At 67.5% G+C, this 12547-nt stretch carries 11 protein-coding genes; 3 read left to right on the top strand and 8 right to left on the bottom strand.

All coding sequences use genetic code 11. The features are described 5' to 3' along the window. Positions 1-282 precede the first annotated feature (282 nt). Positions 283-1428, bottom strand: a complete 1146-nt coding sequence (locus HCC78_RS01465; RefSeq protein WP_172326965.1) for an alpha-hydroxy acid oxidase — start codon at positions 1426-1428, stop codon at positions 283-285. Positions 1429-1632: 204 nt separating this feature from the next. Between HCC78_RS01465 and HCC78_RS01470 the strand changes: the two genes are divergently transcribed. Genes HCC78_RS01470 through rlmJ form a run of 3 tightly spaced genes read left to right on the top strand, consistent with a single transcriptional unit; the run spans position 1633 to position 3610 of the window. Further along, positions 1633-1944, top strand: coding sequence for a hypothetical protein (locus HCC78_RS01470; RefSeq protein WP_172326966.1), 312 nt, complete (start codon positions 1633-1635; stop codon positions 1942-1944). Positions 1945-1946: 2 nt separating this feature from the next. Continuing rightward, on the top strand, positions 1947-2831 hold the full coding sequence (locus tag HCC78_RS01475; protein WP_172326967.1) for a calcium-binding protein: 885 nt from the start codon (positions 1947-1949) through the stop codon (positions 2829-2831). An 8-nt stretch (positions 2832-2839) separates the two neighbouring features. Beyond that, a complete protein-coding gene (gene rlmJ, locus HCC78_RS01480) occupies positions 2840-3610 on the top strand; it encodes a 23S rRNA (adenine(2030)-N(6))-methyltransferase RlmJ (RefSeq protein ID WP_172326968.1) in 771 nt (256 codons plus the stop codon). Positions 3611-3620: 10 nt separating this feature from the next. Here the strand turns inward: rlmJ and HCC78_RS01485 are convergent, their stop codons facing one another. The 7 genes from HCC78_RS01485 to HCC78_RS01515 form a co-directional block, all read right to left on the bottom strand. Next, a complete protein-coding gene (locus HCC78_RS01485) occupies positions 3621-4301 on the bottom strand; it encodes a YjbF family lipoprotein (RefSeq protein ID WP_172326969.1) in 681 nt (226 codons plus the stop codon). Then, the gene (locus HCC78_RS01490; RefSeq protein WP_172326970.1) at positions 4298-6331 is read right to left on the bottom strand and encodes a YjbH domain-containing protein; all 2034 of its coding nucleotides are present in this window, start codon (positions 6329-6331) and stop codon (positions 4298-4300) included. The genes HCC78_RS01485 and HCC78_RS01490 overlap by 4 nt, the downstream gene beginning before the upstream one ends. A gap of 250 nt (positions 6332-6581) precedes the next feature. Further along, positions 6582-8417 carry a nucleoside-diphosphate sugar epimerase/dehydratase gene (locus tag HCC78_RS01495; protein WP_172327118.1) on the bottom strand — a complete coding sequence of 612 codons (1836 nt, stop codon included), beginning with the start codon at positions 8415-8417 and terminating at the stop codon, positions 6582-6584. A 338-nt stretch (positions 8418-8755) separates the two neighbouring features. Continuing rightward, complete coding sequence (locus HCC78_RS01500; protein ID WP_172326971.1) at positions 8756-9382, bottom strand: sugar transferase; 627 nt, start codon at positions 9380-9382, stop codon at positions 8756-8758. Then, a complete protein-coding gene (locus HCC78_RS01505) occupies positions 9379-10266 on the bottom strand; it encodes an NAD(P)-dependent oxidoreductase (protein ID WP_172326972.1) in 888 nt (295 codons plus the stop codon). Before HCC78_RS01505 ends, HCC78_RS01500 begins: the two co-directional genes overlap by 4 nt. After that, positions 10266-10928, bottom strand: coding sequence for an ABC transporter ATP-binding protein (locus HCC78_RS01510; RefSeq protein WP_371743758.1), 663 nt, complete (start codon positions 10926-10928; stop codon positions 10266-10268). Before HCC78_RS01510 ends, HCC78_RS01505 begins: the two co-directional genes overlap by 1 nt. A gap of 112 nt (positions 10929-11040) precedes the next feature. Continuing rightward, complete coding sequence (locus HCC78_RS01515) at positions 11041-12504, bottom strand: hypothetical protein (RefSeq protein WP_172326946.1); 1464 nt, start codon at positions 12502-12504, stop codon at positions 11041-11043. Between the last annotated feature and the right edge of the window lie 43 nt (positions 12505-12547).

Here is a 12547-nt window from a genome sequence, read left to right on the forward strand (position 1 = left end):
CCCGGGTCAGAGAAGACGACCCTGTCGGTACGACACCTTGCAACCCGCAACCTTTGCCCAGGCGGTATTCGGACGCGGCATGCGCTTGACTGCTGTCATGGAACGTCCTCCTTGGCTCAAGTTGATCGGGTGCCCCGGCCTTAGCCGAGTTTTCCACAATCGCAAAACGGAAAATGCCCTTGATCTGCACAAATGGCGGTTTTGCAGACCGCTGCCCGCAAAACGGGCAGCGGTCCCGGCGCGGGGGCCTCCCCTCCCCCGGCCTGTGCCGGCCGACCAGTCTCAGCGGAACCGCAGGTTCCCCGGATGGAGCTCGCTCACCGAGCGGGCCCCCATCAGCCGCATGCCGCGCTCAAGCTCGGCCTTCATCAGGGTCAGCGCGCGCTCCACCCCCGGCTGGCCTGCCGCGGCCAGCGGATAGAGGTAGAAGCGGCCGCCGCCCACGGCCTTGGCTCCGAGGCTGAGCGCCTTCAGCACATGTGTACCGCGCTGGATGCCCGAGTCCATGATGACGTCGATGCGGTCTCCGACGGCATCGACAATTTCCTTCAGCTGGTCGAAGGGCGCGCGCGACCCGTCGAGCTGCCGGCCGCCATGGTTCGACAGTATGATGCCGGTGCAGCCGATCTCCACCGCGCGCTTGGCGTCCTCGACCGACATGATGCCCTTCAGGCAGAACTGCCCGTCCCAGTCGCGCACCATCGCCGCCACGTCGTCCCAGGTCATCGACGGATCGAGCATCTCGGTGAAATAGCGGCCGATCGACAGCGTGTCGCCGCCCATGTCGATATGCGCGTCGAGCTGCGGCAGGCTGAATTTCTCGTGGGTGACGTAGTTGATCCCCCAGGCGGGCTTCATCGCGAATTGCGCCATGCCGCCCAGCGTCAGCTTGAAGGGGATCGAAAACCCGGTGCGCAGGTCGCGTTCCCGGTTGCCGCCGGTGATCGAGTCGACCGTCAGCATCATGACGTCGATGCCCGACTCCTTGGCGGTCTGCATCATCGCCTTGTTCAGGCCGCGGTCCTTGTGGAAGTAGAACTGGTAGCATTGCGGCGTTCCGTACTGCTTGCGCAGCTCGGCCATGCTGGTCGTGCCCAGCGACGAGACCCCGAACATGGTGCCGAATTTCGACGCCGCCGCCGCCACCGCGCGCTCGCCGTCGTGGTGGAACAGCCGCTGCAGCGCGGTCGGCGAACAGTAGATCGGCAGGGCCAGCTTCTGCCCCATCACCGTCACCGACAGGTCGATGTCCTCGACCCCGGTCAGCACCGAGGGGACCAGGTCGCAGGCCTCGAAGCTTTCGGAATTGCGCCGGTAGGTGACCTCGTCATCCGCCGCGCCGTCGATGTAGTTGAAGATCGGCCCCGGCAGGCGCTTCTTCGCCAGCCGCCGGAAGTCGTGGAAATTGTGGCAATCGCTCAGACGCATGGGCTCCTCCCGCCCCGCAGGGCTCCTGTCCGGTTCTCCTTCGGAGGGGTAGACTCATTTTCCCCATCTGGTCAATCATTCTTGCCAATTCGTGGCAATATGCGCATCCCGCCGATCCCGGCAATTTGTGGAAAATTCCAACCTTAACATCCTGTTAGAACTTCCGGACCTGTCTGCCCTCCTCGGTGCAGAAACAGGCACGCCATGGCAACCACCACCACCACGGTGACCACCTGCTCCTGGAGCACCATCACCATGGTCGGCGGCGCCGCTCCGGCCGTGGGCGAATCCTTCCGCTTCGACCCGGACCATTCGACCTCGTCCGACGGCTGGACCGCGGCGCTGACCGACGACGATGCGCGGGCCGACGGCTCGCCCTCGGCCCAGCTCGACGGCAGCCAGACCGCGGTCGCGACGGATGCCACCGGCGCCACGGTCAGTTCGGGCGCGTCGCGGCTGGGCAGGCATGCGGTGGTCACCGACGGCGCCGGCACGACGATCAACTTTACGAGCTGATCGTGGACGGCTCGGTGGTCGGCCATGTCGCCCATGCCCCGATCGAGCCGGGCGTGACCTACCACATCTCTTCCTATTCCGAGACGACCACCGGCCCTTTCTACAGCTCGCTGGCCACCACCGACTACGAACAGTCCGCCGGCAACGCGATCTCGGGCGGCGCCTATGCCGACGACATCCGCACCGGCGACGGCGCGGACTCGATCGACGCCGGCGCAAGCGACGACGTGGTGGTGGGCGGGGCGGGCAACGAAACGGTCAGCCTCGGCGCGGGAAATGACAGCTTCGGCAGCACGGCCGACCTCGAAGACGGCGACGACGTGGTCCATGGCGGCGACGGCGACGACTGGATCCATGGCGGCAACGGCGACGACTGGATCCATGGCGGCAACGGCCATGACACGCTGATCGGCGGCGCGGGCACAGACTACCTCTACGGCGGCGAAGGCTCGGACATCTTCCAGATCGTCGACCATCACGACATCACCAATGTCCATGGCGGCACGTCCAGCTGGGATGCCGACACGATGTGGTTCTCGACCTACACGTCGAGCCTGGGCATCACCGTCACCTTCGCCGACAATACCGGCGGCAGCTATGCCTTCCAGTGCACCGCCGCCTCGGGCAGCTTCACCGAGATCGAGGCGGTCGGCGGCACCAGCTACGGCGACACGATCGACGCCTCCGCCTCGGCGCTGAACGTCACGCTCTGGGGCGTCGGCGGCGACGACCTGATCAAGGGCGGCAAGGGCCACAGGAAGCGGCACGGTCATGCAAGCCTCTTCGGGTGGAAATGCGGTTCCTTCCGAAATGGCCCGCCAGGCGGCCCACATCCGCGCTGGCGGCGCGCGCCGGAACCGCTTGGCAGGGGACCGCGCCCGCGCTAAGGGAGGCCATGCTCTCCTACCAGCACGCCTATCACGCCGGAAACGCGGCCGATGTCCACAAGCACGCGCTGCTTGCCGTGGCGCTCGACTACATGGGGCGCAAGCCGAAGCCGATGACCTACATGGAAACCCATGCCGGGCGCGCGCTCTACGATCTGGGCGGGCCGGAGGCGGCCAAGACCGGCGAGGCCGCGGCAGGCATCCGCAAGATGGAAAGCTGGTTCCCGGAGGACCACCCCTACGCCCAGGCGCTCGACGCGGCGCGGCAGCTGGGCGGCCCGGAGGCCTATCCCGGCTCGCCGATCGTCGCGGCCACGCATCTGCGCGACACCGACCGGCTGATCCTGGCGGAGAAGCACCCGCAGGAGGTCGCCGCGCTGAGGCAGGCGATCAGCTGGGCCGAGATCCACGCCGCCGACGGCCCGCAGCTGGCGCTGTCGCTGACCCCGCCCGAACCGCGGCGCGGGATGATGCTGATCGACCCGTCCTACGAGGTGAAGACCGAATGGACCGCGATCCCCGAACTGGTCGCCAAGGTCCGGCGCAAATGGCCGGTCGGGGTGATCCTGCTTTGGTATCCGCTGCTGGCCTCCGGCGCCCATCAGCCGCTTGCCGAAAGGCTGGCGGCGATGGAAGGCGACGCGGTGCTCAGCGAGGTCCGCTTCCCGCCCGCGCGCCCCGGCCACGGCATGGTCGGCAGCGGGCTATGGGCCGCCAATGCGCCCTGGGGATGGGACGATGCGGCAAGGGCGCTGGAAGCGCGCTTCGCCGCCCTGTGATGCCGGCGCCTCAGCGGTAGAGGCGCCGGATCTCCACGTAGCCGGCCATTTCGCTGATCCACTGGCGGCTGTCCCAGACGATGCCGTCCGCGCCCACCCAGTAGATGTTGGTGAAATCCCGGCCGCTTTCCATCGCGTAGCAGCTTTCGCGCATCCGCGTCGCGGAATGGCGGACCTGCAGCACCACGCGGTCCTCGGGCCCTTCGTTGACCAGCTCGCAGAAGAACCGGTCCTTCAGGATGCTCTCGTCCCCGGCAATGAAGCGCAGGTCGCGGGCATAGCGTGCCGTTGCGCGCCGCGGCAGCGCATCCGCCAGCCCCTTGGTCGTGGCGGTCAGCAAATCCGGCCCGAGGCCGCGCGTCGAGAACAGCGCGCCGTTCTTCAGCGTGAAGGTGACGCCGTTCAGCGTGATCCAGGTCACCGCATTGCCGTTGTTGCCGAAGACGATGGCCGTCGCCTGGTCGCCGGTCACTTCCATGTCGACCATGATCAGCGGCACGGCCGCCGCCTCCACCTGGGCGCGGGTGACCACCGGCCCCTCGCGCGGCGGCGGCGGGAAGATGGCCGCGCCGATCGTCTGCAGCGAGCCGCTGATGATCGAGTTGATGGAGGTATCCACCGGCGCGTTCCCGCAGGCCGCGAGGAGCGACGCCGCAAGAACCGCCGCAAGTCCGAGCTTCCGCGTCTTCATCGCCAGAACCGTCCCCACTGATCTTCGATCCGATCCTGCCGCCCCGGCTCGACCAGGCCATAGAGGCGGCCGTTGACGTTCAGGCGGGCGCCGCCGTCGCGCTGCAGCGGGCGCATGGTGAATTGCGGCACCGCCGTCGAGGACCGGCCGCTGAACCAGCCCAGCGGGATCGTCAGCGTGATGCCCTTGTCGAACGAGCCTTCGCCGTAATCCGAGGCGGAGACGTCCGTGAAGGTGGCGAAGGCGCCGACCTTCCAGCCGTTGGCATAGACCCGCTCCAGCTTCAGCGTGGCGCCGTCGTCGCCGGCCAGGTAGCGGCCGACATCGACCTCTGCCAGGTAGTCGTCGTAGCGGTAGTAGACCGAGCCGTGCCCGGTCACCACGTCGTAATCCTGCAGGCCGAAGCCGCCGTCATAGTCGCGCTGCTTGACGTAGTTGAGTTCCGCGCCGAAGGCGAAGGGCGTGTCATAGGGCGCCCAGAGCATCTCCGACGAGACGCCGGCAAACATCTGCTCGAGATAGCCCGCCGTCATCCGGCCGTAGAGGTTCTGCCCGGGCCGGAAGTAATAGGCCGCCTGCAGCGTCTCGATCCCCGGATCGCCCTCTGAATCGTAGAGCGGGAAATCCGAGCGGACATGCGGCAGCACGCTGTCGGACTCGCGCGAGTTCTGGTCGAGATTGCCCACAACCTTCTTGGTCACCGAGCCCGACACGATCAGCCCCTTGGCCAGTTCGCTTCCCGCGCCGAGGCGCAGGCCCAGATCCGCGCGGAACGGGTTGTCAGGGTCGAACAGGCTGGTGCGCATGTAGGGCTCCAGCAGCCACTGGAAGCGCGGGTAAAAGCCGAACGCCTCGTCGGCGCGCGCCATCGGCGCCGGCGTGCCGGTGACCGCGGCCGCGGCCGCGGCCAGCATGCGCTCCGTCCCGTCGGGAGCGACCTCGTAGCGTTCCAGGTCGGTGCGCCGGAAGGTGAAGGCCGGAAGCGCCATTCCCGCCGTCATCGGCACGATGGTGAAGACCTCCACCGACGGCGGCAGCACGGTCGCCATCAGCCGCGCCGCCCGGCCCAGGGCCTGGGGCTCGGCGCCGTAGCCGGAATTGCGCAGGTAGAGCGTGGCATGGGTGCCGTCGATCTTCAGCCCTTCCATCTCCAGCCGCTCGAGCAGCAGCACCTCGCCGAGGCGGGCCTCGACGGCCTGGCGGCCGGCCTCGCTTTCGCTCCAGGCGGTGGAATAGGCTTCCGGGGCGGCCGCGCGCGACGGGCGCGGCGTGATCGGGAAAGGCGCGCCGTCCAGAGAGCCGCCGGTCGGCGGCCGGTCCGGGTTGAAGTTGAAGGCCAGCGAAACGCCCAATTGCGAGCCGTACATGTAGTAGCCCGAGATCTCGGTGCCGCCCTTGGTCTGGTAGGTCGCACCGAAGTTCAGGGGCGAGTCGCGGTCGAAAATCCCCAGCGATTCCGATTCCAGCGTGTAGTGGTCGCTGGAATATTCCGCCTTCAGCACGAGGTTGTCGCGGACCTGCCACTCGATCGAGCCGAAGGCGCCGATCTCGCCGCGGAACAGCGTGTCGAAATTGGCTTCGCCGCCCTCAGCCACATCATCCGGGGTGAGCGCGGGCCGCTCGCCGAAGCCCGTCAGCACCGAATTGCCCGCCAGCCGTCCCCAGCCCGCCCCTGCCGAGACGCGGATGCCGGTGCCCACATGCTTGGAGGCAACGACGTATTCCGCGCCGTAGATGCCGGTGCCGATGAAGTCCTGCAGGCCGATCGTTACCGCCGGGACCAGCCCGCTTTCCTCGATCGCAGTGAAGCGCAGGTCGAAGCTGCGGTCGTAGTAGGTGCTGAAGCCCGCGGAGTCGAAATCCTGGATCTCGGTGTAGCGGAACCCGCCGTACAGCCGGGGATGGACCTGCGCGCCGAACTGGTAGCGGGTCATTCCGGCGAAATTCGAAATGGTGAAGGACAGTTCGCCGTCCGGCTTGGAGAAGGCGTTCGGCATTTCGATCGCGCCGGGCACGTTGTACATGCTCATGGTGGGCCAGTCGGACGGCCGGAATTCCTGTGCAGCGGCCGTGCTGGCCAGGAGTAAGGAAAGAACCGGACCTCCGGCCCGGAGCCCTGTTCTGAACGCAGCCTTGCCGTTCACGATCTACCTACCTCAAACATCTTGCCCGACTGTCGACCGAAGGGAAACGCACTGCAACATCCGCCATCCGTCCCGTCGGAGCCCATTTCGGCTTGTGCCATTTTTCACACGCTTCGCGTGCAGCCTGCCGATGCCGTCAGGCCTGCCGCTGGCTGTTGTCGGCCATCGCGCCCTCGACCCAGCGGGCCAGCACCGCGCGGGCGGCGCCAGTGTCGTTGTCCTCGATCGCCTCGCGCAGGTCGCGCAGGAAGGTGGCAACCTCGATCTCCGACAGGCTGGATTCGCGCGCGCGGGTGATCTTGGGATGCTTCGTCGTCATCCTTCCGTCGCCGATCAGCAGCTCCTCGTGCATCTTCTCGCCCGGACGGAGCCCGGTGACGCTTATCTCGATGTCGCCCTCGGGATGCTCGGCATCGCGCACGGTGTAGCCCGCCGCCTCGATCATCTGGCGCGCGAGGTCGATGATCGCCACCGGCTTGCCCATGTCCAGCACGAAGACATCCCCGCCCGAGGTCAGCGCGCTGGAAATCAGCAGGAGCCGCGCCGCCTCGTCGATGGTCATGAAATAGCGCGTCACGGACTCGTGGGTCAGCGTCACCGGTCCGCCATTGGCGATCTGGTCCTGGAAAAGCGGGATCACCGACCCGGACGAGCCCAGCACGTTGCCGAACCGCACCATGGAGAAAAGCGGTCCCGGCCGGGTGGCCATGTCCTGGATGATCAGTTCCGACAGCCGCTTGGAGGCGCCCATGACATTGGTCGGCCGCACCGCCTTGTCGGACGAGACGAGAATGAACCGCTCCACCCCGCTGTCGCGCGCGGCATCGGCCAGCGCCTTGGTGCCCAGCACGTTGTTCCGCAGCCCGGCGATCGGGTTGGTTTCGACCAGCGGCACATGCTTGTAGGCGGCCGCATGCAGCAGGATCTGCACGCCCTCACGCGCCATGACCGTCCGGCACAGCGTCTCGTCGGTGACCGAGCCGAGCACCGGGACCAGTTCCACGTCGGTGAACAGGCCGCGCAGTTCCAGGTCGATGCTGTAGAGCGCCAGCTCGCTTGCCTCGAACATGACCAGCCGCTTGGGCGCCAGCGCCAGCAGCTGGCGGCAAAGCTCGGAGCCGATGGAACCGCCCGCCCCGGTCACCATGACGGTGCGGTTGCGGAAGGTGCCGCGGGCCAGCGACATGTCGCTCTGGAAGGACTTGCGCTGGAGGAAATCGGCCGGGCTGACCGGAGCCAGCTTCGACGGCAGCGGCTCCTCGCCGGTCAGCTGCGCGAAGGAGGGAAGCGCCTGCACGTCGACGCCGAGCGGGACCAGCTGGTGGTGGATGCGCGACCGCTTCACCGCCGACAGCGACGGCATGGCGAGCAGCACCTTGGAAACGCTCTTTTCCGAAACGATGCGGGGCAGTTCGATCGGCGCCCAGACCGGCAGGCCGGAGACGAAGACGCGGTGCAGCGCCGGGTTGTCGTCGACGAAGCCGACCGGAACCACGAAGGCGTCATGGCGCAGGGCGTTGGCCAGCTGGATGCCCGTGCGCCCGGCGCCGTAGATCAGCACAGCGCTGCGCGGATGGCGGCGGCTGAGGATGCTGAGCAGCACGAAGCGCAGAAGCACCCGGGACCCGACCACGCCGATGAACAGAATGAGCCCGAAATTGAGGAAGGTCGACCAGGGCAGCGCGTGGTCCACCATCCCGTTGAGCGAGGCGCCGACCACCGAGACCAGCACGGCGTAGGCAAAGGCCAGATGGACGCCGTTGGCCTCGAACCCGTTCAGCCGGATCCGCGGCAGGCCGAGGAACAGCGACACCATCGCGGCGAAAACCATCAGCGCGATGGCGATCGACCAGTTTTCGAGGAAGGCGACCGAAGGATCTGCGGCCCCGCCCCGGAAGAAATTCGCCAGCAGCAGCGCTGCCGGAACGATGCAGACGTCGAAACCAACGAGAATCCACCGCTTCTGCATCATGGTCAGCGAACTGACCAACCCGTAAATGCTCTGATCTTCGCGGTCCACTCTAGCCTTCCATCACCTGCAACAAGCTCTTCCCGGCTTTCTCCCGGGGAAACAACAGATATCGACTGTCAAATCAATGGAACAAAGTTGCTTAAGATCGGGTAGTCAGCCCTGATCACCGCCACAGTTCGTCGCATCCTTTCCAAACAATCGCGCGGGAGACCTTCCCTGCCGCTCCGCGGGCACCTCGCGCCCGCCCTCCCGCCAGCTCATTAAGATTTTACCAATCAAGTCAGCATTCCGCACTTGTATTCTGCGCCGCAGAAATGCCGTGCGGGAAAATTGCATAGCTAGGTTGATTTCAGCCGAAAGCCGGGAAGCACTGCACAAAAAGTTTGCATAAGTATAAGAAAGTCCAGGCAGATCGACCGGTTTTTCCTGTAGATCAGGTCGATCCGGGCCTTCCGCGGCACGCAGCGGCGGCGATAGACACGGTCGGTTTCCTCGGCGCTGGCGCAATCAGCAAGAAGCCGTCCCTCGTGCCGGTGGAAATGCAGCGTTGCGAGCCCGGTGATTCCCGGGCGGCAGGCCAGCACCTCCCGGTAAAGTTCCGGCGCGGCTTCGACATAGCGCCGGAGCGGCGGGCGCGGACCGACAAAACTGAGATCGCCGCGCAGCACGTTCCAGATCTGCGGCAGCTCGTCGAGCCGGACGGCGCGCAGCCAGCGGCCGGTCCGGGTGATCTGGTCCGCCTTGTCGCCGCCGGTCACGCCGCCCCGCTTCGGGTCGACAGTCATGGTGCGGAACTTGACCAGCGTGAAGCCTTCCTCGGCGGTCTTCATCCGCTCCGACAGGTAGAAGACCGGCCGGCCGTCGATCAGCAGCACAAGCACGGAGATCACCGCCAGAACCGGAAGGACCGGCACCAGCAGCAAGACGCAGATGGCGAGATCGAGAAGCCGCTTTTGCGGGGTCACGGCCGTCCTCCTCCCGCCAGCAGCCAATCCGCGGCAAGCGCCTCGGCGGTGGCCCCCGTGGTGGCGAGGCCCGGCCAGAGCGCCCGCATCCGCGCGAGATCGAGCGCCAGGCTCGGCACTGCGCCGCCCGGAGCGTCCTGCCACTGCCAGGGCACCGGATGGCCGAGCGTGCACAGCGCCTCGAGAAGGTCGCCCATCCCGGTTTCGCCGCCGGGCTCGGCAAGGTTGACGATCCCGAAGCGCCCTTCGGGCGGGGCGGCCGCGGCGGCGGCAACGGCCCGCGCGAAAGTGACCGGCGAAAGATAGCTGCGGCGCGGCCCCGTGCCGGCGGCGAACCGGTCGAGCCGCAGCGGCGCCTCAGGTGCCGCCCGGCGCACGGCCTCGCCGAGCATGTCGGCCCCGGCGATGTTCGACAGGCGCAGGCACAGCACCCGCGGTCCTTCCGGATGCGCCTCCGTCCAGGCGGCGGCAGCGAGTTCCATCTCGAGCTTGGACCGGCCATAGGGCCGTTCCGGCTCGGCGGGTCCGGTCTCGGAGAAGGGCGCCGCGGAACTGCCGGGCCGGTAGACGGCGGCCGAAGAGCAGAGCAGGACCAGCGGCGTCCCCAGCGCGGCGCCAAGCTCCAGCCCGGCCAGCGCCAGGCGGGTGTTTCCGGAAAGCTCTTCGCCGCTGCCCGAGGTGACGCCGGACAGGACCAGCAGCGCGGAGGGCACGAACCCGACTTGCGGCGCAAGCTCCGGCCCGCATGGCCCCGCCAGCCCGATGCCGGGACCCGGGCTGCGCGCATGGAAAACCGCGGGCATGCCGGCTGCAGTGCGCCAGGCACCGCGCAGCAGCCGCCCGGCACGGCCGGAAGACCCCAGGACCAGGACCGGCGCCGTCATTATCCGCTGTCTCTCTGGTTGGCCTTGTGGATCTCGAGCCCCTCCTCGACGTCGGAATAGAGCGTGAGATGGCCCTCGTGCAGCACCGCGGCCATGTCGCAGACCCCCTTGATCTGGGACAGGTTGTGGGTGGCCATGATGGCACTCGACTCGCGCAGCCGCGTGTGGAAGGTCTCGGCGCATTTCTCGCGGAACCGCTTGTCCCCGACCGAGGTGACCTCGTCCACGAGATAGCAGTCGAAGGGCACGCCCATCGACACCGCGAAGGCGAGACGGGAGCGCATGCCCGAGGAATAGGTCCGCAGCGGCATGTGCATGTAGTCCCCGAGCTCGCTGAAATCGCTGACGAAGTCCACCATGGCATCGGTGTCGATCCCATGCACGCGCGCGACGAAGCGGGCATTCTGCGCGCCGGTCAGGTCGTTGTGGAAGGCACCGGCGAAGCCGATCAGCCAGGAGATGGCGCCGTTGCGGATGATCTGGCCGGAATCGTAGTCCTGCGCCCCGGAAATCATCCGCATCATGGTCGACTTGCCGGTGCCGTTATGGCCCAGGAGCGCAACCTTGCTGCCCGCCGGAAACAGCACGGAGCTGTCGCGGATGATGTACTTCCGCTCCCTGCCGCTGACCGGGTAGCTCTTGGTGAGCGACACGAAGCGCACGGAACCGCGGCCTCCGGGCGGGCGGGCGCCCTTCCTCAGGACCGGGCCGGAGTCCGGGGCCGCATCTGGATTCCTGCCGGAGCGGAAACGGGCGAACATCGGTCCAGCCCTCTCAGCGCCTGTCGCGGACCGACATGAGGACCAGCATGGCGATGCCCCAGACCACCGTGAGGAACCCGACGCAGGTCAGCCCGAGGGTGATGCGCTGCGGATAGATCGAGCTGGCCGCGAGGGTCGGCTTGATGTGCACGGCAAGGTAGCGGCTCTTGCGGCGCGCCTCGGCCACGGCGGAATCGTAGGCCCCGAGCGCCGCGGTATAGGCCTGCTCGGCGAATTGCCGGTCGACCAGAAGCTCCTCGTAGGTGCCCACGGCCGGTGCCTGGTCGCTGCCGACATTGGCGCGCTCGTCGGCGATGCGCTGGCGGATCGCCTCGATCATGCGGTCGGCGCGCTCCAGCCGCGGGTCGTCCTCGCGCGTCGTGGTGCCGACCAGCGCATCGCGGGAGATCATCTCTTCGGCGAGGCGGGATTCCAGCGCGGAGATCACGCCCTCCTGCCCGGCCACCACGGCCGAAGGATCGACGAACTGGCTGCTGCCGCGGAATTCCGCAACGGCCACCCGCGCCTTCTTCAGACGCTCCTCGGCGATGGTAAGGTCCTGCTTCGCCTCGTCGATCGCGTCGCCCTCGGAAATCCGGCTGAGATCGTTGATCAGGGTCGCGCTCTCGTCGAGGATGACCTGCGACAGCTTCTGCGCGTCCTCGGGCGTGAAGGCCTGCACCTCGAGGGTGATCAGCCCGGTATCCGCCTCGTAGATCAGCTTCACCACCCGGCTCCAGTAGTCGACCATGTCCTCGATGGTCGCGTCGGGCTTCATCGCGAAGACCGGATCGACGTCGTGGTGCGGGCTGTACATCGCCTTCAGGTCCAGCTTCTGGTCGGCGATCTCGACCATGCGCTGCGACTGGATGAACTGGTAGAGCACATCGGCATCGGGCGTGGTGCCCGATCCGGCGCCGAGCGCGGACAGGCCGAAGACGGTTTCCATCGAATTCGTGGTGTCTTCCTTGTGGACGAAGAAGGCCGAATTCGAGGCATAGCGGTCCTGCGCATGCTCGTAGAGATAGTAGAAGGCCGCCGCGGCCGGCAGAACCACCATCAGCAGGAAGGTGTAGAACAGGTAGCGGTGGCGGTGGCGCAGCCGCGCCCGCGGAACGGGCGCCATGCTGACGCGGTTCAGGGGCGGCTTGCGGCCGCCGCCGCCGCCGCGCCCGGGCGCCGCGGGGAGCGGCGCGTCGGGCGTGCGCGCCGGCACCGGATGGCTTTCGACCGTGGCGGGCACGTTGCTGCCCTTCATGCCCTTGCGCGGGCCGTTCCCGCCGCCGCCCGGACCGCCGGGCCGCCTGCCGGGCCCTCCGGGTCCGGCACCCTGGCCACCGGGCCCCTGGCCGCCCGGACCGCGCCGGGCGGGACCCGGCTTGCCGGAAATCACCTCGGGCGTCACTTCGGCGTCTTCGCTCTTGCCCTGCTGGGCCTCGGGGGGGTTACCGCCCTGGGCGGCTCGGGGGCTGTTCACTGTGGTCCACGCTCATGCTTCACGGGTTGAATTAGGCCCTGCC

It is taken from the genome of Mangrovicoccus sp. HB161399, assembly GCF_013184745.1.
Lineage (GTDB): Bacteria > Pseudomonadota > Alphaproteobacteria > Rhodobacterales > Rhodobacteraceae > Mangrovicoccus.

What these genes read in the sequence shown, in the direction of transcription:
- HCC78_RS01465 (WP_172326965.1), bottom strand. Translation starts at nt 1,428, where the DNA reads ATGCGTCTGAGCGATTGCCACAATTTCCACGACTTCCGGCGGCTGGCG.
- HCC78_RS01470 (WP_172326966.1), top strand. Translation starts at nt 1,633, where the DNA reads ATGGCAACCACCACCACCACGGTGACCACCTGCTCCTGGAGCACCATC.
- rlmJ (WP_172326968.1), top strand. Translation starts at nt 2,840, where the DNA reads ATGCTCTCCTACCAGCACGCCTATCACGCCGGAAACGCGGCCGATGTC.
- HCC78_RS01485 (WP_172326969.1), bottom strand. Translation starts at nt 4,301, where the DNA reads ATGAAGACGCGGAAGCTCGGACTTGCGGCGGTTCTTGCGGCGTCGCTC.
- HCC78_RS01490 (WP_172326970.1), bottom strand. Translation starts at nt 6,331, where the DNA reads ATGAGCATGTACAACGTGCCCGGCGCGATCGAAATGCCGAACGCCTTC.
- HCC78_RS01495 (WP_172327118.1), bottom strand. Translation starts at nt 8,417, where the DNA reads ATGATGCAGAAGCGGTGGATTCTCGTTGGTTTCGACGTCTGCATCGTT.
- HCC78_RS01505 (WP_172326972.1), bottom strand. Translation starts at nt 10,266, where the DNA reads ATGACGGCGCCGGTCCTGGTCCTGGGGTCTTCCGGCCGTGCCGGGCGG.